Here is a 26793-nt window from a genome sequence, read left to right as displayed (position 1 = left end):
CGGTCGCCGGGCCCTCGTTGATTCTGACGGCCATGGAGGGTCCCACCCAGACGCCCGCATTGGCCCACCGCGGTTGAGGAGATGAAGTCGGCGACGGTATGACTTGGCCCCACCCTCACGATCAAGACCTCCCGATCAGCGTGACCCTATGTAGGAAGATGGCATGCCCCTCCACTTTGATCACATATCCGCTTTTGGCCGATGAGAGCACGTTCACGGCGATCGCCGCTGGCGCACGCCAATGCGACGGGCGTGCTTCGCGGACCGTTTACGGAGCGCGCCCGCCGGTCACCCACCGGACTGGACAGGTCTGCCCACTACTGCTGCGTCAACGCCACGAGCCCGTATCAACCAGGACGAAGCAACACCAAGCCACGTAAAAAATATTAACTGCGCGACACTAGAGCGCACGGCGAGGTTCGTGAACCCGCTCCTGCGGTTTCTCGTTGACAAGGGCTTCACGGGTACCCTTCACGCACCCGCTCTGCCTGCGCTCAGTTACTCTTCAAGCCATGAGCAACGCGGCCGGGGCGAAGGCAAGCCGTGAGGAAGAGATCGCATTTCTGACCTTGGAGCACGTGCTCGGGGTCGACATCAAGCTCGCGGACGCTGGCGCTGGTGACAAGAAGCCGGACGGTTCTTGGGTGTACGGCGATGGCCAGGAGCGCCGGGGCATCGTTGAGGTCACCTCACCCCCAGCCACGAGCCTGATGGGTGAATGGGCACGCGCAAAGAAGGCAGGGCATCCCCAGACCGAGGGCGGATCGATCCCCCTGCGCTTGAATGAGCTCGCGCAGGTGTGCTCCGAGATGCTTGCGGAGGACTGGGCCCGTGAGAACTGCGACAAACTCCTGGCCGAATCGGCCGATGAGCGACACCTCTTCTTGTTTGCGCGGAGTTACAAGGAAGGCCACTACTTCTACCGACTGTCCGATTCTTATGACGACGGAACAACTGAGCGCGTCGATGACCTTATCCTCCCCCAGGGCATCTCGGACGTCTGGTTCCGAGGTCGGGCACGGCCGGATAGTGACCAACCACTGGGCGCGACGGAACTCTGGTTGGCAAGGTTTCAAGCAGAGTCGGGGTGGCACCGCTACGTGGTGCGGATCGAGGAACAGCACCTGCCGTCCCCCAATCCGGGTATCGCTGACGATCGGGTTCCCGCAGGTTGGCGACTTCCGAAGGATCGAGCTATTAAGCTGGCCAGTCACTGAGGTCGGGCTGAGTTGGCTATCGTTCGTTGAGCTCACTGGCGCTGCTGCAAAAGGGGATTGGGAGACGCGTTCAGTCCAGCCGGGCCAAGGATTCAGATCGCCCGGGCGAGTTCGATTAACGCCGCGACGACCCGCAGCATGGGATATGCACTGTGGAAGTTTCGCCGGAGGCGTGTTCGCTAACGAAGCCCGGCCGCGACCGGAGTTGGGGCGGCCAGAAGCCACGCCCCCGTTCTTGAATACAGCGGACATCCGACCAAGACGTCATCCTAATCTGCCGCTGATCGCGTGCTGTCACGTCGTCTCAGCGGCGGAGCTTCGCCTCCGACTCAGCGCTATTGGGGCATGTGGCGCACACTCTGAGGCGTGGTGCTCTCGGTGACGTGGTTTTCGAAGGCAACATTGCTCCGTTTAGGTAGACGCTGACGTGTCAGCGACGGCGCCGCGTACACGTGCTGAGATGTGGGAGCTGAGCAGATCGCGGACGTGAGAACGACCCGTCCATGCTTCCTCGGTCCGAGCCAGCACGCGCGCGACGGTGAAAGGGACGGCGCAGCCTTCCTCTGATGCGGCGGCCAGGATCGCCTGCTCGACCTCCGGATGGGCACCAGGCGCGGTTCCTCGGATCAGGGCGGCGGTGGCAGCACTTCTGATCTGGTGCTGTGAGTCGCCGGTTAACATAACCAGCGCACCTTGGATGGTCGGGCTTTCCGCCCTCGCGCTAAGCGCCATCACGATCTCAGATGCGCCGCGCCGTCTCGCTGCCGAACCGCGGAGCCACGTCAGGACCTGCCGCAATGCCCAGGCGTTGTCCACGGCACCAACCGCCACGGCGAGTGCGAAGGACTCGGCCGCGATGTCGCCGAAACGTGCGCTGAGGAACGGCGTGCTCGCGATCGCGTGCGGTCCTCGCGCCGTGAGACGCTGCCGCACCTGCGCTCGGATGTGGTCAGGGACGTGGATCGCCGCAGTGAGGATACGCACGGCGTCCGCCTTGGCCGGTGGGGCGACGAGGGGATCGAAGAGCGCTTCGATCACCGGGTCCCAGTCCGCGAGGTCAGGAAAGGCCAAGTTCATGACGAGAAGGTTCCGTACGGCTGCCGTCGGAGCGAAAGAACCCCTTCTAGCGTCGGCCACTAGCCGGCGACACTGCTCAACATCACGTCCGATTAGAGTCCGTGCCGCGAGCTCACCAAGATCTACCGGTGCGCCCAAGGCGACGACCGCCTCGTGATTCCCGGCATCCGCCCGGCTCCGGAGTTCCACCAGGGCCTCGGTATCGCCCTCGGAGGAAAGCTTCTTCAGCAAGAGCGCAGACAGATATCCCTCCTGCGCCACGGCGGCGCGGCGGACACGATCGCGCTGGCGGGCTGCGACGTCACTGCGGATGTTGACGGCAAGGGCGTGCAGGTCCGCTTCTCGATCGGGGTGGTCCGCCTTCATGCGGGCGAGAAGCAATTCGAGCGCCTCGACGTGCAGAGTGTCCGTGGCTGCTGGAAGCACCGTGCGCAGCGCTTTGGGAATGAAGTGCCATTCCATGAAGGTGGGCCGCACCCGCTGCCGGAACACCGGGACGTCAGCGAGAACCTCAAGGCAGCCGTGGGCGGCCTTGTCGGCAGTTTCGGGTTCCAGGAGATCGCCGCCCCCAGCGAGGAGTGCGATGTGGGCCCGGGCGGTGCTTCTTCGCCACATTTGATCGACGCTCCGACGCAACGCAGCCCGGATCGGTTCGGCAGGTCCGACAGCCCACAACCGCGCAACGGCAACTTTCAAATCTTCGTGTTGCCCGTGCCTGCGGAGAGCGTCGAGCGCCGCCTCGATCCGCCGGGCCGCCGCACCCGACGCGGTAGGTGCGGTGCCCGCACCGCTATAGGTGTCCTCGTCGCACCGGGCGTCACGCCATCCGATCTCCTGGTGCTGCAATTCGTGCCGCAGCCGAATTGTGAGCGGCCAGGTAGCCGCCGCGCGGTTACCGCTCAGGTAAGCGGCCAACCAGGCACCGCTCAGTCGTTCCTGCGATTCTTCGGACAGCTCCGCCCCGATGTCCGCGGACCGGCTCCAGCTGTCGAACGAGATGTCGTCGTAGCTGTCCAGGGCGGCAGCTACTTCGCCGCTGCGCCACCAGGACACCGCAGTGTCGAAGCTGGTCACGTACTCTTGTTGCTCGTCCCCTTCCCCGTCAAGCCCAGATGTCGACAGAAGAACGGCAGCAGCCGCCGCGCGGATCGCCCGAGCAGTCACATCGTCGAGGTCGCGGCTTAGGGTCTTGAGTGCCTCAGCCGCTAGGACTCGGGCCTGCGCGATATCGTTCTGCTCGACGAACACTTGGGCTCGGTGAGTGAGCACCCAGCCATGGTCAACGGGAAGTAGATCGTCGCGTGCCTCAGCCCCCGCGAGGACTTCTGCAGCCTGGTCCCACCGTTCGAGGTCCATCAACGCGGTGGCGGCCACGACGGCTGCGGCGGCGCGCCGCTCGACAGGCACGTTCTCCGCAGCCGCAGTTGCAGCGGCAAGCCGGACGGCCGGCTCGGTGTCCCCGTCCAGGGCAAAAGCTCGTAGGGCGTTGAACAGCCGCCATCGCCAGTCCTTCGACGTTTCCGACGCCTTCACCATGTCGCGGTTGAGGACTGCCGGCGAGGTCGTCCCGGCGACGATGTTTCGCTTCCGGGTATACCGGACAAGATCCTGCGTGCGCCCACCGGTGATGAGGGCGATGGCTTCCTCAGGTGACAGAGTCTTGTCATAGCCGGTCCGCCCGGCTGAGGGGGCGATGAGACGGGGGGCGAGCAGGGCATGGCGGAGTGCCCGCGCGGGCGGAACGGCGTTCGGCCCTGCGCGGTACAGGGAGCCTTGCAGGTCTGGGGATGCCTTCGCTGAGGTGGCGGCGGTCATGAGGGCATCGAAGTTGTCCCAGTCAATGCGCTGCGACGCGGAAACCAGGATCTTGCAGCCCATCCCCGTTCTGGCGATCTTGTCAGTCGTGACGTGGACCCAGTAAGCCGTCCGGCCTGGCCCATCCGTGACAAGGACAAGGAGGTGCGGCAGGCCGTGTTGAACCCAGTCGTCGAAGTGCTCCGCGTCAGGCTCGTAGTACCACCAGCCGGTGACCTCCCCGGCTTCGTTCCTCGCCGGCGAGGCGAAGTACTTCGCGTCGCCAGCCTTGACCTGGACGCCGACCAATGCCCCGCGGTCGAATCGCCGCTCGTCGCGCACCTGCACGAATAGGTCGACGCCGAGGTCATGCTCTGTGTTCTCGATCGGGCCCCAGTTAATGTCCTGGAACTTCTCTTTTACATGGGACACGCCGGCGCCGCCGGTCTGTTCTTGCCTGGAGGCACGCATGAAACTCCTGCGGGGCCGAGGCGACGAGTCTGCGGCTGACCCTATATTAGAACCTCGGTCACCCGCACGACCGACGGCGACACGCAGGCGCTCGCGCGTGGCCACCCTCGGGCACGCGCCCGACAGAGGTAGGGCATGTCGGCAATTCGACGACGGTTCAGGCCGCACTAGAGACTCGACGAGGCCGATGCCACGTTCACTCATCTGCCGCTTCAGGTGGACTGGTGTTCATCGCCGGTGGTGACGCACGGTGATGTATGACTATCTCCCCTGCTTCCGCTTCCCCTGTCGTGCTGGCCGATCAACTCGTTGTGCGCGCCGCGGTGTCGGCCTTCCTCGGCCGTTACCGTGGCCAGACTCGCGTCCACACCGAGTCCGACCTGCGGGTCTTCCTGCGCTGGTGCGCCGAGCACGGCCTTGACCCGCTGGCTGCGGCGCGGGTGGATATCGAGCGGTACGTGCGATGGCTGCAGGACGTCCGCCGGTACCAGCCCTCGACGGTGTCCCGCCGGCTGTCGGTCGTGGTCGGCTTCTGTCGGGTCTGCGTCATCGACGCGATCCTGGAGCACTCGCCAGCCGACTACGTCCGTCGCCCCACGGTGCCGGCCGAGTCGCCGACCCTCGAACTGGGGCACCTACAGTTCGAAGCTTTGATCACGACCGCCCGCACGTCCTCGAACCCGAACGACTTCGCCCTGGTCGCCCTCCTGGGCCTGCTCGGGCTGCGGATCTTCGAAGCCTGCGGGTCGAACATCGCCGACCTGGGCGAGAAACACGGCCGCCGGGTCATGCGCGTGCGCGGCAAGGGCGGCAAGGTCGTGCTCGTCCCGCTGCCGCCGGCGATGGCCCGAGCTATCGACCGAGCCGTCGGCGAGCGCACCAGTGGGCCGATTTTGCGCCACACCCACGCTCGGCGGATGGACCGGCACGCCGCCACCCGCCGACTCAAACACCTCGCCACTGCCGCAGGGATCCGGATGCCGAGGATGCATCCCCACATGCTCCGCCACACGTTCGTGACCACCATGCTCGACACCGGCGTCAGCCTGCGCGACGTGCAGATCGCCGCCCGCCACGCCGACCCCGAAACCACCATGCGCTACGACCGCACACGCAAAAACCTCGACCGGCACCCCAACTACATCCTCGCCGCCTACACGGCCTCCGGAACATGACCAACCGCTCACGGCTTTGCCGAGTTGAGTATGGGATTGCCTGAACATCGGGCAGTAGAACAGCAGTCACGCGGCGTGGCACAGCCCCGAGTCCTTCGGTGGCCGCTCGACGTGTGGTCGCCGACGATCGGGGCCGTGGTGGCGTTGTCAGGGGAAAGTCGCCAACGGGTGTTACCGCAGGAGCGCGGTGGGCACCGTGAGGTCCGCCGAGGCGTAGAGGTTCGTGATGGCGTCCGGATCATCGGTGGCGCAGACTGCGGCGATCGCGTCGATGAGTTCGTCGTACTCGGGGCCCGTGTCGCCCTTGTAGGAGGCCGCCATCCGTCCCCACTCGTCCCACGGCAGCATCTCGACCTTGTTCAGCGCGGCAAGATCCCTGATCGCGTTTCCCCGGATCTCGGCCGGCCCCCAGTTCTCGGTGCCGTACACGCCGAAGGTCGCCGCGTCGATGTGCCCCTGCCGGAAGGCCGCCCACGCCTCACCTCCGGTGAGGAACTCGTCGGCGGCGAGGTCTTCGGGTTTCGCAACGAGGGAGCCGCCCAGGATCTCGGAATCGATCCGCACCCAGCGGCCGTCCCGGCGGTACTCGGTGATCCAGTGGTCCACGCCCTGGCCCGGCTGGAAGTACGTGGCGAAGCCGCAGCGGGCTCGGGCCGCGATCCCGCGGTAACGCAGCAAGGCACAGCTGAGCACGGCGAAGTGCCGGCAGGTGCCGATCACCCGCCGGGCGGGGTCGCGCGCGACGGTCAGCGGAGCCGCCTCGAGGGCCAGCAGGGCGCTGATCAGAGCGTTGACGGGACGGAGCTGGTTCTCGGCGAACCGCTCGTCGGGCACGCTCAGGCCCTTCGCGTCAGCCGGCTGAACGACGAGATCGTGAACAAGTCGGCAGATCTCCACGGCCTCACGCGGGAGAGTCGCCAGCGCAGGCTCATGGACCGCGTCGATCCTCGTCAGTGGACCTGCCACCGCGAAATCGATCCTCCTTGTCATGCCAGGCATCGTAGGCGCCGCCACCCCGACCAGCTGCCCCTCCACGACCAGCAGAAGAGCTGTTCCGCGGTGACCGAACCGGCCCGCACGACATCCCGCATTTGCCGCTACCAAAGGCACGGCGCTCCAAGCAGGGCTGACCGCCCGGCTGGTCCTGCCGGCTGGGCCTGCCAGACTTCCGACCTTCTAGTCTACGAGGCTGCTTGGTAACAGCGCTCGCGTTCCTGCTCCCACAGTTCGTCGTCGCTCAGCGAGGCATACTCGGGCCGCATCCTTCGGGCCAAGCCGTAAAAGCCCGAACTCGGTCGGCCGTTGCTGCGGGAGACGACCAGTGCACTCCACAGCGGCTCACCCTTGTCGAACGCCCGACAGGAGACCTTGTCGAGCGGCTGGCTCAGGAAGTCCGGCCTGGTGTCCACCCGCTTCGCGAGAGGGCCATAGCCGATCAGTCCCTTCGCTGTAGCGACGCCGAAAAGGATGTCCGCGATACGGTCGACCCGGTCGACCTCGAACGTCTCAGGCATCCGGTCACGGTAGAGCAGGTCTGGCCCGTGATGCTTCAGCTTATCCGTCACATTTGTGGCCATCCAGGTTCTTCAAAAGCGTCCTCATCTGCTGCGGTCCTCGCTGCCAGCGCCGCGGTGACATGCCGTAGTCGCGGGGCGAGTCGTCCGGTGGGGCCAGTTCAGACCGTCATGCTGCTACTCCGGCGATCTCTGGTGGGGCCAGCTCGCGCTGTCCGGGTGGGGCCCACGAGACCGTCAGAACCGCCTCGTCGAAGCTTGCTCTGCCGCCTCAGCCGCAGGTGGCTAGGGCCACGGCCGCGAGCGTGGTGGTGCGCTGACACCGGTAAACCCGTTTTTGTGTGCTCTGGCGAACGCCTGCCCGACTCACCGCCACTCACAGGGGCTCACAGGGCCGCCCGTCCGACCGCTCGCCCGGGTGTCCTTCTCATCGTCTTCAAGCTGCGCCGGCCGTCTGTGAGCGGGGCGGCCGTGAGATCGCCGGCAGGTCTCTCAGTCAAGGGGCTTTACCCTGGTGGGCGTCGCTCGCGCGCCCAGCCGACCACAGCATCGGAGCCACCGGGTTCGCCGAGCCCGCGACCGAGCTGCCTCACAGGGCCAGCCGCGGCGGCGTCGCCGACAGGATCTACGGTCGGGCCGCCGCGCAGGAGGACTGCAAAAGGCCTGGACCCTGGGCGTCGACGCTCAGCAGATCAGGAAGAACCGCCGACCTACCGCCCTTGTCCACCGCCCTGATCCGCTGCGCCGTACGCCTCCGACCAGAGCAGACCGCCTGGGGCACCGAGCGCGGCCACCCGACTGTCACCGTGTCATCGGCTGTCGTCTATGACATGGGTGATGTCATCGTGTCCGTGGCGCAGGGACGCGCTGGTGTCATGGCGCTCACCCTGACCGTCCTCCAGCGGCTGAGCGCAAGAGTGACTCACGGCGTGACCGACATGGCCTACCCATGACCGACGTCCCGCCGCCGCCACCGCTGTCGGCGCTCCCACCCCCGCCTGGTCGGGCCGCGCGCGACGCGTCCCGACCCGTGTCAAAGCGCTGGTCAGTGACCCGCACGGACAGGATGTCAACGAGATGAATCGATGTCACAATGACGCGGCACAGCTGGCGCATTGCCATGCGCGACGACCCCGGCCCGGAGACCGCGGCGACGCGGTCATCGTGACCGGCGGGCGGCGTCGCCATGACCAAATTACATCGATAGATGCCACTGACATTGTCATTGCGACGCGGCGCCGCCGGACACGTTGACACGGCCGTCGACGCCCGGCCGATGACGCGACCACCGTGACCGCCGGCAGTGACACCGTGTCCGGATGCATCGACAGGCGTCGTTGGTATTGACATCACTCGTGGCACCGCCGGCCACGGTGAGAGATCCTTCAACGCCGCCTCGACGCCACCGCCAGACGACTGCCCGGTCATTACCGGCGCCCCGTTACGGGCCGCCGAGCGTTGCCGGCCAGGTCGTCTGGTCGCCGGTCGGGATCTGCCGGTAGGCCGGGCGATGGGGCCAGCCGCGCCACCACTGTTGCATCGTTCCGGCTCCCGGCCTGTCCCGTGCTGGCCGAACTGATTCGATGGCGGAGCGCTGGACAGGCCAGGTCAGTCACACCAGGCACGATCCAGCCGTCGCAGTGCCAGGGAACTGATCCGAGAGGCTCCCTGCGGCAGCAACGGAGCGACGACGTGCACTGGCAATCGGATCACTTTCGTTGGCGTGAGATCCCGTTGGCTGGCATGGGACACGGCCGCCGTGAGCGGCTGTGTGTCGGTGTGAGCGGCTGTGAGTCGGTGTGAGCGGCCCGACGACTCCCGGAGGAGTCTCCAAAGTGCAGGCCGTCGGCTGCCGCGACAGGGTGGAACTTCGCCTGGCCTGCCGCTCACAGTCCTGCTCAGGGCGCATTCGCCGTCACCGGGTGACCGGTTGACGCGGCGGTTCGAGCGCGACAGCGCCTGCCGCGATGACGGGGCACCTGGCGGTGGCATTCCGGCGTTGACCTGCGCTGTGAGCGGGTTGTGAGCCGGTCGTGGCGTAATCGGCATTCCCAGCGTCGCCGCGACACGGCGGCGACGCTCGATGGCCTCCATGACCTAGGAGTGTTGATCATGAGTGTGTCCGACACGATCTGGCCCGCCTCGCCCCTGGACGCCGTCGAGGTCGCGTTCACGGCTCTGAGCGGCGACCCGGTGCCCCTGTCCCTCGACCTCGACATGTTCGGTCCGGATGACGGCCTGCCGACGGGTGTCCTGGCGCTGCCGGCGCTACGGGAGTGGCTGCTGGCTAACCCACGCGCCTACACCGCCCGCGACGCGGTGTGGCGGGAGCTGATCCGTCGCGCCCGCCTGGACGGTCCGCGGTGGGTCATCGCCGCGGTCGGCATGGCGATGCCGGCGCTGCGCCGCTACGCCAGGCAGTTGTCCGACGGCTACCGCGGCGAACCCGACGACATCAGCGCGGAGGTCCTCGCAGGATTCCTGGCGGCACTGCGTGACCACGTGGACGTGGGCCGCCGCGCGCCGTACGCGTCGTTGTGCCGGGCCGGGTGGCGCGCCGGTCACGCGTTGCGTCAGCAGGCCGGCGAGTTCATCCCGGTCGAGGACGTGGAGCACGTCACGGGACCGCGGACACCGCAGGTGCCCTACGGGCATCCGGACGTACTGGTACGCCGCGCGGTGCGCCTAGGGATCCTCGACGCCGACGACGAGCAGCCCTACATCGACGTGCGGCTGGGCCGGCGGGCCATGGAACCCATCGCCGCCCGGATGGGCATCAGCACTGACGCCCTGCGCATGCGGCTGGGCCGCATCGACACCCGCCTCGCCGAAGCCCTCGCCAACGGCATGCTGACCGACGCGGCATCCCCACAGGCCGCCTCGGCGTTGGCGGCGCGAGCCGCACGCCGCGCCAGCCTGCGCGCCGCCAGCCGCCATCGCAGCCCCACCACCACCACGTCGACGGCAGCGGCGTAGGTCCGCTGTCCCCGGAGCCACGTCTCGCGGGGCCGTCACCCCTCCTCAGCTAAAGCTGCTGGGCTGGATCACCTCGACTGAGAAAACCGCCCGCTGTGAGTGGTTGTGAGCGGTTGTGAGTTGGGCAGGCGTTCGCCAGAGCACACAAACGGCGGTTTCCTGATGACGGCGCCAGAGCGGGGCTGCGCTCCGATTCAGGCCGTGCCGCATGCCTCAGCCGTCGATCCGGCCGCGCGGACCGGCCGGTGCCGCCCCCTGGCGGCGAGCTCGGGCACGGAATCGGCGAGCCGGCGCCGCCCTGTCATCCGCCGCGACGCACTGGCCGCGGCGGCGTGGTCCGCCCGTGTGTGCCGCACCGACGCGGCCCGCACGGCAGTCATCCACCCCAGCCATCCCCCCGAGGGATGGCGCCATCTTGGAGGTACCGGTCATGGCGACCATCTACCATCCCCAGTTCACTGTCCCGTCCACCCGCCCGATCCCGGTGGAGCTGCTCCTGGCCGAGAGCGGCCGCATGCGCCTGCCCGACTGGTGGGCCGTCGAGATGCTCGCCGAGCACCGCGTCCTGACCACCGCGCAGCTCACCGCACTCGGCTTCGCCACCACCACGGCGTCGGCCACCCGACGTCTGACGATCCTCGCCCGCCGCGGCTGGATCGACCGCCTCTGGAACACCGGCACGGCGGCCACCGCCGACACCTCGTGGTGCCTCGGCCCGATCGGCGCCCAACTCACCCCACTCGACGAAGACCACGATGTCACACCGGCGCAGGTGTACCGAACCCGCGACCGGCTCCGCGAACATGCAGAGCTGCCCGGCCTGCTGCAGGCCAATGACTTCTTCGTCGACCTGGCCACCCAAGCGCTCACCGAGCCCGGCAGTGACCTACGTACCTGGTGGTCACCGCGCACCTGTCGGTACGTCACCGGAGCGCGGCATGCCGCCTGGCACGGCGAGTACATCCACGACCGTAACCGCCACGCGTTCTGGTACCAGCCCGACCTCGGCGAGATCCGTCCCGCCGACCTCGCCGACCGCGTCCACGCCTACCGACCGCTGGCCGAACAAACCGGCCTGGCGACCCTGCTGTTCCACGCCGCCGACCCGCAGCGAGAGCAGGAACTGCGCCGCTACCTCGAGCGCCGCAACACGCGGCACCTCACCGTCGTCACCAGCAACCCCGAGCACGGCCACCCGGCCGACCCGGTCTGGCAGCCGATCGGCGAGACACACCGCCTCGCCCTGACCGACCTTCCCCACACCCCCGAGCAGTGGCCGCCCGACACCGTGACCTTCAAGGAGGTACGGCCCCGAGCGCCACACCCCATCTCCGACCCGGAACGCCCCTACGAGGAATCCGTCGCCAACGGCGAGTACCACTACCCGCCGCGCCCCTGACCAACCGAGCGCTGCTCCTCGACCAGCCCACCCGGGCCGGTCGAGGAGCAGACCGGGGCGACCCAACGAAGCGCTTACCCGGTCACTGTCAGAGGGCCAATCGGAGGTTGCCGTTCGCTTCGAACCCGAACGGCAACCCCTACGGCTCTCACACCGCAGGTCGCAGCCGCTGTAACCAACTTCGATCGCGGCGACTGACACCGCCCGTGTCACCGGACGTTCGCCACACGCGCGAGACCAGGCAGGTTGGCATGTCCAACCAGGCCTCCGCACAGCGACCGCGGACCTCCGGTCCTCACACCCAGTCGCACCTCTGACCCTGGAGCAACAACAATGATCACCCCGCATCGCGAACCTCACCAGCCCGACTCACACCCAGCCTCACCGCAGCGTCACGCCGAACCCGTTGTGCCCGGCGCTTCAGCGGTCAGTGCCGATCTCCGTTCTACCGTCCGTCTTGATCCTGACCCCCAACCTGACCCCTCACGGCCGCTCACAGCCCAGGTCAGCCCCGCTGTCAGCAATCCGGGAACGCTCCAGACAGACCCTCCAGTCTGGGGTCTCTCCCCCAGGGCTGGTGCCCATGGGTAAACACCTACCCGCCGCGGACCCGCTGCTGCGCCTGCAGGCCAGCATCACCGCCCGCGATGACCGGCTCCTGGGCTGGCTCTACGACCACGGCGTGCTCACCACCGACCAGATCGCCGCCGCCCTGTTCCCATCCCTGGACTTCACCCAACGCCGCCTACGCCGCCTCACCGCCCTGCGAGCGGTCGACCGGTTCCGACCCAACAAAGCCGACGGAGGCTCCCACCCCTACCACTACGTCCTGGACCAACTCGGCTACGACCACGTCCACGCCCAACGCGGACTCCCACGAGGCCGCCGCGACCAAGCCCGCCGCCGCAAACACTCCCTCACCCGCCGGCCGGACCTGCCACACCTGCTCGGCGGCAACCAGGTCTTCATCGACCTCGCCGCCCACGCCCGCACCCACCCCGACACCGACCTCGTCCGCTGGCAGCCCGCGTCCGCCTACCACGAACCCGGCACCCTCTACCGCGAAGGCGGCGACCCGAACATCATCATCGCCGGAGCGACCGGCTTCCCCCGCCCCGACGGCGCCGGAATATGGACCGAGGACGGACGGTCCGTGCCGTTCTTCCTTGAGTACGACACCAGCGGGGAGAACCTGCAGGTCCTCATCGACAAAATCATCAAATACGAGCGGCTCTACCTCCTGAGCACTTGGGCGTGGCCGGTGCTGTTGCACCTTCCCTCCGCCCGCCGCGAGGCGAACCTGCACCACCGGATCGCCGGCACCGGCCCGGAGGCGGCCATCGCCACCACCACCGCCGAACTACGCACCGCCCTCGCCGCCAGCCCCGCCCACCAGATCTGGCAACTACCCGGCTGTTCCGGCCGTCACCGCCTCATCGACCTGCCCTACACCGACACCCACCACGACGACCACTACCCCACCGACCAGCCCACCCCGGGCGAGCCGGCCGCCTAATGAGGAGCAGCGGACACTGGCGCGTGCGGCGGCCTCCAGGCCGCACACGCCGCCGAACCCACCCCCCACCCGCCACTCGCCGGGCCGGTAACCGTCACCCGCCGTGCGGGCGCGCACGGGGTACCAGAGCGGACTACGCCTCGATCGGAGACGTTGATCGGCCTGAGTCGCGGTGCCAGGATTGCTCCTGGTCCTTATCCTCAGGCCGCTCGGGCCACGCCCGCCGCCGAATAGACCCACCGCCGCCAACCCTTGACCGGCAGCCTCGGCGCATCACACTGCGCCTGCTCCTCGCACCTCAAGGCCACGAGCGGACGAACGACTTGACCTTCAGGCGAAGGTGAGCGCCGATCGTGTCTGCCGCCCGCCACTCGTCCCGGCGACCGGCGAACACGACCGACAGAAGGAAACCCGCCGTGTCCCGTGAACGCCTCAGCCTGCTCGCCGCGATACCCGACGACGTGACCGACCCGCTCATGTGGCGGCTCGCCCTCGACGTCACCGCCGCCCACCATCCCGACCACAACGGCAACTGCCGCAACCTGCCGCCGGAGCGGGTCGAGCACCGCCCGGGCATCCGGTGCCTCGAGCACCTGGCGGGCCGCGACCACGTTCGCCGCGGCCCACCGGTGCCCGTCCATCTCCAACGTGCACACCTGCGCCAACCGACGTGCCAACGTGCTGGGCACGACTACCCGTACCGGATCTGCGAACAACAAGACGACCTCTTTCCCCGAGCCGCTGCTCCGGCCCCGGTGGTGGTTGGTGCATCCATCACCGCCCATCGCCACCGCCCGCCGGTAGCTGCTGTGCAGGGACCGCAACGCGTTTGCATAACCCGCACAACGCGACCCACCACCTCGCCATGACAGTCGGTTACCGTGACGAAGGTGGGTGCCAGCGAGCGCAGACCAGCACCAACCCACCCGATATGGCAGTCCCCGGAACTTCGCGCTGCCGTCGCCCGCGACGACGCCGGAGCCGTTATCCGGCTTGTGCGTCAAGCCGCCGGTCTGACCCAGAGCGAGCTCGGCACCTGTGCGGATACTCCGACTCGACGATCTCGCGCCTCGAACGCGCCCCACTGCACGACATCGACGTCCGCCGCCGACTGGCCCACGCCCTGTCCATCCCTGCGGTGATGCTCGGGCTCTCGGATGACGTCCGGCGACACGACGGTCGTGCCGCCCACACCTCGGCCGCGAGCAACTCCGAGGCCGATAGGCTCCGCCGTTCAGGCGACGGCGAAGGCGGCTGCTTCATGCGACGACGGATCTTTCGGGCAGGCGCAGCAGTGACTGCGGTCGCCGGCCTGACCGCTGGCTCCGGGCCGGCCCAGGCGACTAGTCTCGAAGCGCTGCTGCTCACCGGCGGCTCCATAGCTCCGCCGATGGCACCTGACGCGCTCACCACCGGACTCGCTGCGGCGAGCCGTGCCTACGCCGACAGCCGCTTTGCAGAACTCACCCGCGGGCTTCCCAGCCTGCTGTCCGGTCTACACATTGCCCGCGACCAAGCGGCCGGCCGCCAGCGCGAAGCGCTCGCCGGCCACCTCGCCCGGGCGTACGTGCTCGCCTCGTCGGTCAGCACGAAGCTCGGCGACGACGCCATCGCCTGGGTACTCGCCGACCGCGCCCTGACCGCCTCCCGGGAACCGGCAACGGGGTGGTGATGGCCGCCGCCACCCACACCGTCGCGATCGCCATGCGCCGCGAGGGCCACCACGACGGCGCCCTGCATCTGCTCACCACCACCGCCGAGGGCCTGGGCGCCGACTCCGGCGGAGCCGACGCGGCCCTCATCGCGGCGTACGGGAACCTGTTGTGCACCGCCGCGTACAGCAGCGCCCAAGCGGGCAACGCCCCGGCCGCCGCCGCATTCATCGACGAAGCCGCCGCAGCCGCCGGCCGGCTCGGCGGGACCACCGTGCCCGGCACCGTCGTGCCGCTGAGTCCGGCCACCGTTGCCAGTTACAAGATCGGCGTCTACACCGCACTCGGCGATACCGGCACCGTACTGCGTAGCGCCCAAACCGTACGACCGGCAGAGTTGCCCAGCACCGAACGGTACGGCCGCTTCTGCGTGGACACCGCCCGCGCTTGGACCCACCACGGCAAACCCGACCGCGTCGTTCAGGCCCTACTCTCCGCGGAACGGCACGCCCCCGAAGAGGTCAACCGCCCCTCGGTCCGCGACCTCGTGTCATCGCTGCTGTACGCCCCGACAGCAACCCCGGCAGGGCTTCGCGATCTCGCAACCCGCGTCGGCGCCACCACCTGACGGTCAGAACCTGCCTTAGCTCTTGAGCGCCACTGACAGGCCGAATCGACGGCAAGCCTTGCTGCTATCCCTCCCGACCGTCGGGAAGCAACTCGGCCGCCCTATGAGCCATGGTGGCAAAGATCCCGTCGACATCGGTCTCGCCTGGTGTCAGAAGGGGTAGCTCGACCGGCTTCGGCCCGCAACGAAATAACACCATCTCATGGAGGTTGCGGATACAAACCCACGAAAGGCGCATGGGTAGAATCCAGTCGAACAGTCCCCCGAAGTCGCCGCACAATTTCTTATCGCCTAGGTTACGTCTGTAGGTCTCAGTCGCCTCCATAGTCCCGTGAACTGGCTGCGAGAGTTTGCGATAGTACTGGTAGAAGGAGCCGATGCCTATTTCGACCATCATGTCCCGCATGCTTGGAAGCCGGCGCAAGGACGAATAACCAACTGGCAGGCGCGCCTCAACCCCTGTCCTAAAATCCTTAATAGCGCGGGCCTTTTGCAGGTGCTTATCGCGAATCGCGGTATCGCCGATCTCCTTAGTGGCCGACTCCTCAAACCGCTCCCATTCGTGCAAAAGTGCTAGCCAGCGCACCTCGCCCATGAAGCGATCTGCTGGATGGAGCAGCCAGATCGCGCGCACGGTGTGCTCCAGCGCCGCGCGGGCGCATTGCGTTGCCGCAGTAGCCAAACCCATATCGGTTCGCGCTATGAGGCACACGCCTTCAACTGATCGAACCGCAAGGCTTGCTAGATTCCACGCCTCTATCGGAGCCTCCCACTCCCCTGATGGGGTAGCGGAGATTCGCTTGCTAACGAAGGCCGAAGCACCCGCTTGGACAACTTCTGCGACGTCTAGCAGGGTGGGGTCGGGCATCTGAATCGGGGTCACGGCATTACTTTGAATGGTTGGGAACCCCGGGCGCAACCGAGAAATGCGGGCGTGAGAACGCGCCGCACGTCGGCGTGAGAGGCTGGCCCGCCGGCTGACGGACCATCACGGGCGCTGATGTCACCGACAAAGACCAGGTGAACGTCAGGGTTGTGGTGCGACCTGGCTCACCGCGCCACTGTACTGAGCCGTCCTACGGTCCGGCGGCCGTCAGCTGGTCAACGCGTGGTAGTTCAAAGGACAGGTACCACCGGTGATGCCTGCTACTGGCGTAGGGGCACTGGGGTCGACGCTCCGCCTAAGCGCAGTGATCGGTGGGCACCGTCGAGGAGTTCGGAGTAAGTGACCACCCTGATCCGGCTCAGGTGCGAATTGTAGGTGCGGATGGCCTCAGCAATCTCCTCGGCCGTGAGCTGCTCTCGGACAAACGCTGGGTCGCCGATGACCACGGTCATCGAGGCGCGGCGGCAGTCCACGCCGTACTCGTTGAGCAGCGCATGGCGTTGCTCATCCAGGCCGCGCAGGTAGTTCATTGCCTGCACGACAGCCTCGTGTACCGGTGCTCCGACGACGGGCCGGCCGCGGTGAACGACCACGAGTTTCGGGATGTTCGCCTGTTTGATCTCGACGCCGTGCAGGGTTCCGTCGCCGCGGATGAGCGGGATGTCCAGCTGGTCACTAAGCGACAGCGCTCGCCGGGCTGCGGCACCCATGTACTCGCCGCCGAAGACCCAGGTGTGTTGCTCGAGCAGTCGCTGGATGGCCGGTTCTCGGGTGTCCGGGTCGCGGATGAGACGGCGAAGGTCGCCCAGCGCAGCGGTCCGATGTCGGCGGATTACCAGATCGGCGAGTTCTGCGGCTTCGGCCAGCTCCGGCATCGCGCCGTCGGGCACCGCGCGCAGCCGGTCGGTGGCATGCTGGATCGCCTCGGCGTCTGACAGTTGAGCGGCCGGCGGCTGGGTGGACGGCCCGGCGTCGTTGACGGAGCGGGTTACAGCGAGCCGTAACGTCTGGCGCCGGCGCCGGGGTTGCTCTTCCGGCGCCAAGAATGGAGCGAGTTCGGTAGCTGGATGCACACGCAACAGCGGTGCCCGGAAACGCCGCTGCTCGTGGGCGGGTTGCCAGGTGCGGCGGCGTGGAGTCATTATCGGCGGAGGCGTCGCGACGTCGATCCAGCCTTCGACCGGGCGCTCCTGGTCAACAACCGCCTCGCCGAGATAGATGACCGGCTTCCTGCCGCTGCTGTGAAAGATCCGCAATGGGATTCCGGAGCGCAGGTGTCCCAGAACGAGCCGGTTCTCAGAGCTAACCGGCTCGGCGGTGGGGGCGGTGTTGGTAATCTCCTCCGGCTTTCCGACGAAGGTCAGCGCACCGTCATCGGCCCACCGAAAGGTGAACGGTGCACCATTGGAGCCTGCCCCGAGGAATACGAAGGTATTGGGTGTCGTGCCGCAGCGCACGATCGCGCCCTGACGCTGGCCGCCGTAGGTGTCGTGCACGTCCCTGCGGCTGACCACTGCGCCGGGCTCGAGATTCCAGGCGACCGGCCATTCGAGGCGACCAGGCGTTTCAACCGCTCGCATCAGCGTCTGCCATGCCTCGTCAGAGATCTCGAGTAGCGGCACCGGCCGGGACTGAGCCCTGCGTGCGTACCGAGCCTTCGCGCTGGCGGCGATGCCCGATAGCAACCGCAGCGGGGCGGGTGCGCTCAGGTAGGTCTCGTCGAACCGGACGGCGATTCTTCGCGGGTCGCACCGCAAATAGAAGCGCCCCTCATTGAAGGTGTGGTCGGCGACTACAGCCGTGGTGTGACCGTGCGCGACGACGCCGCCATGGCGGCCCACGCGGATCAGGGCGACGGCGTCGCCCTCTGCGACCTCGGCCACATGGTGGTCATCTCGGCCGGTGCAATGCGATGTCTCCCAATCGCCCGGGATCGGCCGTGGCGGTGCCTCGTAGGCCCTCGAACCATGGTCCACCGCCATCAACCAGTACGCCACCGATTCTCCTCGCCGTGTCGGCGCCAGAAGCCATCATCATCACCGCCGCGGTTGAAGCCGGCTGACGACAAGGCGTCACGATATCGGCAGGCTCTGACACTCTCGAGGGGCGGATGTAGCCAGCGTCGGTGAGCACTTCGGTCGCGGCGGCCTCTTCGCCAACCTGCACCCAATCTGCTCTCAGTTGCAAGGTCAGGCCAACCAACGGCTCCTTACCGCCTTGACCTGCGCACTTCGCTGCCAGACAACATGGGCTTATCGACTGCTCCGCAGAACCGCGGAGCATTCCGCGGGAAACAGGACGCCGAACTGACTCTGACCTGCGGAAACGTGGAGCCGCAGGTAGGAGTGGGTGCAGTTGAGGGTTTGGTGCCGTTGGACGCAGGTCAAGGCCGTTCAGGGCAACTCGCTGCTCCCGAACCGCTCCCCCTCCCCGGGTTCCGAACCGATCCGCTCGGCCGCCGCCAGACAGTCGGCACGGCGGAGCCACGCCGCGTATCGCTACAGCTCGAACCAATCTCCCGCGCAAGCAGGATCACCGGTGCGAACAAACTCCTCGACCACCTGCCAGGCGCGATCGATATCAAGCACGAAGTCGGTGGTTCCGTCCGCGGTCCGCCACCGCACGCCGACCCGCCGCCGACTCCGGCGGGTGGAAGCCGGCAATCAATCTTCAGCGAGTTCCTACCACCGACGACGAGCAACACCATCAGGTCGCCACGCTCGACAGGCGGCTGGCCGCCATCCGCGCTCACACGTACGCCGCAGGCGAGGCCCCACCGTCTGGGCCACGCCCTGCCGCCGAATAGGCCACACCGCTACGAACGCGTCGCCGGCAGCCTGAGCGCCATCACACTGCGCCGCATCCCCACACCTCACGGCCACGAGCGGACGGAGGACTTGACCTTCAGGCAAAGGTGAGCGTCGATCAGGTCCGCCGCCCGCCACTCGTTCCGGCGGACGGCGAACACGACCGACAGAAGGAGTCCCGCTATGTCCCGTGAACGCCTCAGCCTGACCGCCGCGATACCCGACGAAGTGATCAACCCACTCTTGTGGCGGCTCGCCCTCGACGTCACCGCCGCCCACCAACCCGATCGCGACGGCAACTGCCGCAACCTACAGTGCGTCAACTACCGCGGCATGTGTCCCGCCGCGCGCACCGCCCGCCACGCCATAAACCTCGCCCAACAGGCACGCCCGACCGCCACCCCACCCGCGCCGCAAGGCGCGCGGGGACGCGCCGCCGTGACCACCCACCGACCGGCAAGATTTCGCGGTGGTTCGCGACCACTGCACCCACACAGCCGGTAGCAGATCTCCCGCCACGGCAGGTGCCCCGACGACCCGGCCCGGCTGCCTACGCTGCGTAGAACCGACGACTGCCTCCGAACGGAGCGCCGCAGTGGCGCGCTGCACCAGCGACATGGATACGGGCTTGGACCATTCGCCATGGATGGCGGCCTCTCAAGGCTTGGCTTCAGGTCGCCGCCACGCACCTCTTCGTCCCGCTTCAGACTCGATGGCCATCGACTCGGCCCTGCCGCTGTCTACGCCGCACAGCTAGCAGCAGCCAGTCGTGATCAGGTCGGGTGGGCCATCACAGGCTGATTCTCGCCTAACAGGTGGTAGCGCCAGCGTCGCGGCGGACTACCACCGCCGCCGTCGTCTCGACGTCGCCAGCCGGCCACAAGCCCGAGCTGGTACCTCGAGTGGTGCGGTGCGGAGGGCGTGTTCGACAATCTCGGGTGGCGGAGGGCCCGCGACGGAACGTTGGGAGGCGTGGAGATCCAGAGTTCAGGTTCGATACCTGCCAGAGGTACATCGGTCAGCGTTGAGGACCGCGGCGCCCGACCCGGAGTAGGCCGCGGGTCAATCGACTGCTTTCAGTACTCAGAACACGAGGGCTGCCTGGCAGAAAAGGCGAACGGTGGCCGCCGGTGAGTGCCCCCCGTCGAGGTGTGCGATGACGAATTCCAGCGGTGGCAGCTCCCCGCCGAACGACGGCTCCCATACATGGGTGGCCACAGCCCAGGGATCTCACCTGCGAGGACGGCGCACACGCAACACAGTGCCCGAGATGGCGCTGCGCCGTGCCGTGCACGCCCTCGGTCTCCGATTCCGCCTCGGACGAACCCTGTTCAACCGCAGCCGACCGGACCTGGTGTTTCCCGGTCCACGCGTCGCGGTATTCGTCAACGGATGCTTCTGGCACGGGTGCCCGCAGCACGGACCGTCGCGATTCCGTGGCCCCAACGCGGACAGATGGGCAACGAAGATCGCGACGAACCAGGCTCGTGATCAACGGATTGACAACGAGCTGAGCGAGGCCGGTTGGCGCGTTGTCAGAGTGTGGGAATGTGAGGTGCGTCGAGAGGTCGGGGAGGCGGCAAGCCGGGTTGCCGTCGAGGTACGCGGCCCGTTGACCGCGGACATCACCCCCGCGCCCGGTTCGCCGGGCAGCCGCCGACGAGATCCCTGACTTCCGGGTGGTCTTGGCGTCGCCCCTCTTCGAACGTTGCGCAGCGTTGCCGTCAAGCGACGACCGGTCGTGAATGAGCGGGCTTCGTCGTACCTATGTTCTAGTGTCGCTGGCGTGTCGGGCGGAACGATACCTAGGCGTCTGGAACGCTAGACGCTCCTGTCGTCGGAGTGGGTGAGCCTCGGCGCCTCATCCAGATCCGCCCACCTGACGCGTGTGTCGGCGGTTCTTGAGGCAGAAGACTGATCGCTGGCCCACACGTGTGCGTCCCGCAGGATGGGGTGCGCAGGAGTATGACATCCTGGTCCCCGTCGTCGTTTTCGAACGGAGGAGTCGTCGTGAGCGCTCGGAACCTGTACAGCGTGGCGCCATCGGCCGCGCGGTTGACCGACTCGCTGCGCGACATCGGTTACGACTTCCCGACCGCAGTAGCCGACGTCGTGGACAACAGCGTCGCCGCCGGCGCGAGTCGGGTCGAGATCGAAGTTGTGTTCGACGGTTCCGACTCGTGGGTGATGATCGCGGACGACGGCGAGGGAATGAGCGCCAATGGTCTCTTGGAGGCACTGCGCTACGGCAGTCGGCGCGACTACGGCCGTGGAGACCTGGGTCGGTACGGGCTGGGGCTGAAAACCGCATCCTTGTCGCAGTGCCGGTCCCTGACGGTGGTCAGTCGCAGGAGGGCGGCCACGGCCCGCACCGTGTCGCGGATGATCGATCTCGATCTCATCGCCGAGATGGATGACTGGGTCGTCGCCGAACCGGCGAACGACGAGCAGGTCGTCAAGGCCTGCGAGACGGTGGCGGACACAGGGGGGACTGTGGTGCTCTGGCGCGGACTTGACCGGGTCCTGCCGGAGCGTAGGCCGGAGGGCGGTTGGGCGCGTCGCCGGTTGGAGGCGTTGGCGAGCAAGACTGCCGATCACCTGGGTACGGTTTTCCACCGCTTCCTCGAGGGCGAGGTCGGTGATGGCCTCGTGATCACCGTCAACGGCGAGAAGGTTCGGCCGTGGAATCCGTTCGCCCCGGACGAGCCGGCACGGGAGGTACTCCCTCCGCTGCGCTTCGAGGTCACCGTTGGTGAGGCTACCGGTACGGTAGGGCTGCAGCGGTACGTTCTGCCGTCTCGCGATCAGTTCACGTCGCAGGCGGAGTTCGAGCGGCTGTCGGGCCCGCTGAACTGGAACCGTCAGCAGGGTTTGTATGTCTATCGCGCCCAGCGGTTGGTCCAGTGGGGCGGCTGGAACGGGATGCGGGGCATTGACGAGCACACCAAGCTCGCGCGGGTGGCACTGGACTTCGACACGGACCTCGACGTGGTGTTCAACATCAACGTGGCGAAGATCAGGGTGGCGATGCCACCGCAGCTGCGTCAGCTGATCGAACGCCCGGTGCACGAGCTGTGTATGCGTGCGGACGACGCCTACCGCAAGAACTCGCGCAGTGCCTCTGAGGGCCCGAATGTGACCTCTGAGCAGTTGGCCGCCCTGTCTCGCGGCGAGGCGTCGGGGGCGACGCCGCCCATGCCGGTTGTCGGCTTGGCGTTGCGCGCCGCTGCTATGCGTGCCGGGGAGTACGCGGCCCTGCAGCGCATCGGTGAGACGTTGCGGGCAGAGGCCCCTGACGTCGCCGCCGCGCTCGGCTTCAGGGACTGACCGCCGTTTGTCGTCCGAGCCGACTGCCCCTTTTGGCTGCGTCGCTGCATGCCTCGTTCAGCGGGCAGCGGGGACAGGCGGGGGCGGTGGGGCGGCAGACGGAGGTGGCCAGCTCGATCAGGCCCATGTGCGCTCGCCGCGCGTCGGTGTCATCGCCGATCATCCGGGCGACGGCCAGACGCCCGGCGGTCATCCTGTGGCTGCGTTCGACGTGCTCCCCGGTGAACCGGGCGGCGACGCGGTGGGTGCCCTTGGTGATGAGCACGGGTTCCTCCGCGTCGTCCTCGTCTCGGGTCGGGATCGCGAGGACGGCAAGGTCGATGATCGAGGCATCGACCCCGCGGAGGGTGTGGATCTTGTCATCGTCGAGCAGGTCCGGTTGCGACGTCAGGGTGCGCGCCAGTTCGAGCAGCCGCTCGGCGCGGTGCTCGCGGTTGATCCACCGCCCGATCTCGAGAAGTTCGTCGCCGGCGTCAACGGTGTCCTGCGGCTGCGCCCACCGTTCGAGCAGTGACCAGAGGATTCGGACCTGCTCCGGTGCTGCCCGGTCGAGGAGCATCTCGGCGGAGATGACCTGCCACCGTGTCCGAGCGTGTAGCCACGGGAGGGCCGGCTCACCGAGGTCGTCGAACCAGGTGGCAAGGGCCCGGGCTATGTCGCGGCTACGGTAGGGAACTGGCCTTCGGGTATCCAGCGCCGTCATCACGGCGCGCCCGAGCTGGGTGCCGAGCGCCGGGGGTACGGCGTTGCCGATCTGGCGGAACGCCGCCGAGGGTGGGCCGGCGAAGCGGAACCAGTCGGGGAAGGTCTGCAGCCGCGCGGCCTCACGCACAGTCAGTGTGCGGTCCTGTCGGGGATGGATATACCAGTAGCCGTCCTTGGCGATGTGCGCGGTGATGGTGCGGGAGTAGGTGTCCTCGCTCAGGCGCTTGTACTTGTCATCGAAGATGTCGTCGCGGTAGCGCTTGACGTCCTCCGGTAGGTCCGAGTATCGGGTGCCGGCGTCCATCATGTCGAAGGCGCGCAGGTCATCCTCACGTACCGGTCGGGTGATGTGGTCGAAGACCTTGCCCGTGTCCGCCGGTGCAACACCCTGACGCATCTGCTTCTGGAAGGCGAATCTGGGACCGGCGTAGTCGGACCAGCCGTCCGCGCCGCCCTCCGGCCTCCAGCCGCCCTCGACCTCGGGTAGGTCGCTGATCGCGTTCCACACCGAGACCCGGTCGGGTACCTCCTGCGGCCAGTCGAAGGCGATCCCGTCCCGTAGCGCGACCAGGATCAACCGTTGGCGGAACTGGGGTACGCCGTAGCGCAGGGTGTCGACGACCCGTTCCTCGACCGCGTAACCGATCGACTCCAACTCGTGCACCATAGTGCGGAGGATGAACATCTCCCGGTCGAGCGCCATGTCGGGAACGTTTTCCATGATCACGGCGGCGGGTCGTGCCAGCTGGATGACCTCCAGGAACGAGCGCCAAAGGTCCCGGCGTTCGTCGTGCGCCGGGCGAAGGCCGTGGCGGACCTGGTGACGGATCAGTGAGCGGCCCGCCCGGGAGAAGGGTTGGCACGGCGGGCCGCCGGCCAGCAGCTCGATCCCCGCCTCCTTGACCAGGGCGGCGATCCGCCTGACGTTGGCGGACTCTCCGAGGTCGCAGTCGAGGGTGAGGCCCGGGTAGTGGTGTCGGTGCGTCTCGACGGACTCGGGGTCGCGGTCGGCCGACAGGACCACACGAAACCCTGCCTGGGTGAGGCCCAGGCTCAGGCCGCCAGCACCGCTGAACAGGTCCGCCGCCAGCCGCTCGCCCCGCTCACGGCACGCCGCCGCGAAGCGGAGGAACTCGGCGTCGTCCTTGCACGCCTCAGGGTGTGGCGCCAGGCGTACGAACGGGCCACGCACGAGCTTGACGCCGTAACCCGCCCGACGCCGTTCGACGGCATCGTCCGTCACCCGCGTCACCTCCCCGATCAGTCAGAACGCACTGCGCAGGTTACCTCTGCGGTCCGACGCCGCGCGTCGGCCGCCCCCGCGTCGTCACGACGGATCGTCCGCCTGACGGGAGCGCACGAGACTCCTCGGGCTCCGGTCGCGCCACAGGTGGTTCGACCGACCCGGAACAGGGCCGATGCGGTGATGAACAGGACCGATGTGGTGATCAAGACTCAGCCCGGTGGGTCTTGTCGGTCCTGTCCTCATCAGGGAGAGTTGGTGCCATCAGCGACCGAGTCGGCGCGTACCGTCACCCGACATGCCGAACGATCCCCCGGAGAACTGCATGCCCCTCACAAGTCCGCCCGGGATGTGCGGCCCGCTGTGCCGTACCCGTGTCCTGCGGCACAGGGGTGCGCGTGGCTGAGTCGGACGTCAGCGACTACGCGCACGGTCTCATCGAGGACGTCAGGACCCAGGCTGAGATCGAGGGTTGCGACCTTCAGGAAGCCTTCACCCAGCTGATGCTCGACCAGCTGGCCGCCGACGGACACACCGAGGATGCCGTGGCGGTGCACTTCAAGGACCACGGTGTCGAGGTCAGCGGCTACGGTGCCGCATCTGACGACCGGTCGCTGGACCTGTTTCTTACCCACTACAGCCCCCGCGCCGACGACGACCACAAGATCGGCCGTGTCGAGGTCGATGCGGCGTTCAGGCGCTTGGAGAACTTCCTGTCCCGCTGTGTCGGCGGCACCCTGACCAGACGTGACCGTTCCTCAGACGTGGCGGGTATGTGTGCCACCGTCAGCGAGAGATTCGGTCGGGTCGAGTCGGTGCGTCTGGTGCTGGTCACCAACGCTCGCAGCGTGGTCCGCGACAGCATCGCGCCGATGCTGTTCGAGGGCCGGCACGTCAGCCGCGAGTTGTGGGACCTGCGACGCCTGGCCAACTGGTCAACCTCCGGAAGCAAAGCCGAGCCGATCGTCGCGGAGTTCCCGGAAGGGCTGCCCTGCCTGGCCACTCCGCGGACCGACGAGGACTACTCGGTTCTGTTGGCCATCGTGCCTGCCAGCGGACTGGCCGAGCTGTACTCCGCCCACGGGGCTCGGTTGCTGGAGCTGAACGTGCGCTCCTTCCTGCAGGTCCGCGGCGCGGTCAATCGAGGGATCCTGGACACCCTGAAGAGCAATCCCGAGCGGTTCCTCGCCTACAACAACGGGATCGCAGCCACCGCTTCGAAAGTCGAGTTCGACGACACGGCGTCCGGCCAGCGGGTGATCCGCCGCCTCCACAACCTCCAGATCGTCAACGGAGGCCAGACCACCGCGACCATCCACCACGCCCACCGCAACAAGGTCGACGTCGGTGCCGCGCACGTGCAGATGAAGCTGACGGTTGTCTCACCGGACCGGCTCGACGACATCGTCCCGCAGATCTCCGCCTACTCCAACACCCAGAACCGCGTCACCGCCTCGGACCTGAAGGCGAACAGTGCCTTCCACGTCGATGTCGAGCGGATCATGCGGACCCTGTGGGCGCCGCCCAGCCCCGCCCATCCGCACGACACCCACTGGTTCTACGAACGAGCCCGCGGCCAGTACGCCAACGCTCTCACCCGTGAGGGGACACCGGCCCGGCAGAAGGTGTTCAAGGCCGCCAACCCGTCAGCCCAGAAGTTCACCAAGTCCGACCTGGCCAAGTTCGAGCACTCCTGGAGTATGGAACCGCATCTGGTCAGCCTCGGGGCGGAGAAGAACTTCACTCTGTTCTCGCAGCGGCTGGACGAGCAGCAACCGGTGGTCGACAAGCAGTACTGCCGACACCTGGTGGCCAAGGCCATCCTGTTCAGGAAGGTCGACAAACTCGTCGCCAGACAGAACTTCGGCGGGTACAAGGCCAACATTGTCACCTACACCATCGCGAAACTCGCCCACGCGACCAGCCAAAGGGTCGACCTCGACCGCATCTGGCGCAACCAGGACCTCACCCCCGCGCTGCAGGACGCAATAACCGACCTGTGCCCGCTTGTGCAGAAGGTCATCACGTCGCCGCCCGAGGGCCGTACCAACGTGGGCGAGTGGACCAAGCGACCGGAGTGCTGGACTGCGGTACGCGAACTGGACTGGGTTATCCCGCCACAGCTGGAGACGGAACTCGCCGACGTCGACACCTACGGCGACGACCTGCAACTGGTCCGGGGCACCACCGGTGCTGACTGGAGCGACCTGACCGCCTGGGGCGCTGCCACAGGGATCCTCAGCCCCGAGCAACGGCAGTCGGCGACCGAGGTCGCCCAAGCCCTGCACCAGGGTTGGGACCCCGCAGGCAAGCACCTACGCGGCGCGCTGGAGGCCATGCGCAACGCCCGACGCCACGGATTCCGTCCCGTCAACGGCTTCTGACAGTTCCGCCCGTCACACCGGC

The 26793-nt window shown here is 67.4% G+C and carries 18 protein-coding genes; 12 read left to right on the top strand and 6 right to left on the bottom strand.

Annotated features, from left to right (window positions below):
- The first annotated feature begins 512 nt into the window (after nt 1-512).
- On the top strand, nt 513-1217 hold the full coding sequence (locus tag E1193_RS05110) for a hypothetical protein (protein ID WP_132180731.1): 705 nt from the start codon (nt 513-515) through the stop codon (nt 1215-1217).
- Between the two features lie 411 nt (nt 1218-1628).
- On the opposite strand, the gene E1193_RS05105 is transcribed toward E1193_RS05110, so the two are convergent.
- A complete protein-coding gene (locus E1193_RS05105; protein ID WP_165945640.1) occupies nt 1629-4559 on the bottom strand; it encodes a DUF4365 domain-containing protein in 2931 nt (976 codons plus the stop codon).
- Nucleotides 4560-4816: 257 nt separating this feature from the next.
- Here E1193_RS05105 and E1193_RS05100 point away from each other — a divergent pair, with 257 nt between their 5' ends.
- Nucleotides 4817-5734: a tyrosine-type recombinase/integrase gene (locus tag E1193_RS05100; protein ID WP_132180727.1), complete on the top strand. Its 918-nt coding sequence runs from the start codon at nt 4817-4819 to the stop codon at nt 5732-5734.
- Between the two features lie 171 nt (nt 5735-5905).
- On the opposite strand, the gene E1193_RS05095 is transcribed toward E1193_RS05100, so the two are convergent.
- Complete coding sequence (locus tag E1193_RS05095) at nt 5906-6724, bottom strand: transglutaminase domain-containing protein (RefSeq protein ID WP_132180725.1); 819 nt, start codon at nt 6722-6724, stop codon at nt 5906-5908.
- Between the two features lie 191 nt (nt 6725-6915).
- Nucleotides 6916-7248, bottom strand: a complete 333-nt coding sequence (locus tag E1193_RS05090; protein ID WP_132180723.1) for a hypothetical protein — start codon at nt 7246-7248, stop codon at nt 6916-6918.
- A 719-nt stretch (nt 7249-7967) separates the two neighbouring features.
- Here E1193_RS05090 and E1193_RS05085 point away from each other — a divergent pair.
- From E1193_RS05085 to E1193_RS05055, 6 genes are all read left to right on the top strand, one after another.
- Nucleotides 7968-8201 (top strand): hypothetical protein, encoded by a 234-nt coding sequence (locus tag E1193_RS05085; RefSeq protein ID WP_132180721.1) that lies wholly within the window; start codon nt 7968-7970, stop codon nt 8199-8201.
- Nucleotides 8202-9360: 1159 nt separating this feature from the next.
- Nucleotides 9361-10224, top strand: coding sequence for a hypothetical protein (locus tag E1193_RS05080; protein ID WP_132180719.1), 864 nt, complete (start codon nt 9361-9363; stop codon nt 10222-10224).
- Nucleotides 10225-10654: 430 nt separating this feature from the next.
- On the top strand, nt 10655-11623 hold the full coding sequence (locus tag E1193_RS05075) for a replication-relaxation family protein (protein ID WP_165945639.1): 969 nt from the start codon (nt 10655-10657) through the stop codon (nt 11621-11623).
- Between the two features lie 583 nt (nt 11624-12206).
- Nucleotides 12207-13139, top strand: coding sequence for a replication-relaxation family protein (locus E1193_RS05070; protein WP_132180715.1), 933 nt, complete (start codon nt 12207-12209; stop codon nt 13137-13139).
- 1294 nt (nt 13140-14433) lie between these two features.
- Nucleotides 14434-14811, top strand: a complete 378-nt coding sequence (locus E1193_RS05060) for a hypothetical protein (RefSeq protein ID WP_132180711.1) — start codon at nt 14434-14436, stop codon at nt 14809-14811.
- The gene (locus E1193_RS05055) at nt 14811-15419 is read left to right on the top strand and encodes a hypothetical protein (protein ID WP_132180709.1); all 609 of its coding nucleotides are present in this window, start codon (nt 14811-14813) and stop codon (nt 15417-15419) included. Before E1193_RS05060 ends, E1193_RS05055 begins: the two co-directional genes overlap by 1 nt.
- A gap of 64 nt (nt 15420-15483) precedes the next feature.
- On the opposite strand, the gene E1193_RS05050 is transcribed toward E1193_RS05055, so the two are convergent.
- A complete protein-coding gene (locus tag E1193_RS05050; RefSeq protein ID WP_347877011.1) occupies nt 15484-16287 on the bottom strand; it encodes a DUF5677 domain-containing protein in 804 nt (267 codons plus the stop codon).
- 278 nt (nt 16288-16565) lie between these two features.
- Nucleotides 16566-18302: a Shedu anti-phage system protein SduA domain-containing protein gene (locus tag E1193_RS05045; protein ID WP_132180705.1), complete on the bottom strand. Its 1737-nt coding sequence runs from the start codon at nt 18300-18302 to the stop codon at nt 16566-16568.
- Nucleotides 18303-19295: 993 nt separating this feature from the next.
- Between E1193_RS05045 and E1193_RS05040 the strand changes: the two genes are divergently transcribed.
- The 3 genes from E1193_RS05040 to E1193_RS05030 all read left to right on the top strand — a co-directional run bounded on the left by E1193_RS05040 (nt 19296) and on the right by E1193_RS05030 (nt 22439).
- Nucleotides 19296-19616 (top strand): hypothetical protein, encoded by a 321-nt coding sequence (locus tag E1193_RS05040; RefSeq protein ID WP_132180703.1) that lies wholly within the window; start codon nt 19296-19298, stop codon nt 19614-19616.
- A 652-nt stretch (nt 19617-20268) separates the two neighbouring features.
- Nucleotides 20269-20784, top strand: a complete 516-nt coding sequence (locus tag E1193_RS05035; protein ID WP_132180701.1) for a very short patch repair endonuclease — start codon at nt 20269-20271, stop codon at nt 20782-20784.
- Nucleotides 20785-21122: 338 nt separating this feature from the next.
- Complete coding sequence (locus E1193_RS05030) at nt 21123-22439, top strand: ATP-binding protein (protein ID WP_132180699.1); 1317 nt, start codon at nt 21123-21125, stop codon at nt 22437-22439.
- On the opposite strand, the gene dcm is transcribed toward E1193_RS05030, so the two are convergent.
- On the bottom strand, nt 22429-24387 hold the full coding sequence (gene dcm / locus E1193_RS05025) for a DNA cytosine methyltransferase (RefSeq protein WP_132180697.1): 1959 nt from the start codon (nt 24385-24387) through the stop codon (nt 22429-22431). The genes E1193_RS05030 and dcm overlap by 11 nt on opposite strands.
- Before the next feature lie 398 nt (nt 24388-24785).
- Between dcm and E1193_RS05020 the strand changes: the two genes are divergently transcribed.
- Complete coding sequence (locus E1193_RS05020) at nt 24786-26771, top strand: AIPR family protein (protein ID WP_132180695.1); 1986 nt, start codon at nt 24786-24788, stop codon at nt 26769-26771.
- Nucleotides 26772-26793 lie beyond the last annotated feature (22 nt).

This window comes from Micromonospora sp. KC606, from assembly GCF_004348675.1.
GTDB lineage: Bacteria > Actinomycetota > Actinomycetes > Mycobacteriales > Micromonosporaceae > Micromonospora.
Note: the sequence above shows the minus strand (reverse complement) of the source record. Positions and strands in the feature narration are given on the sequence as shown.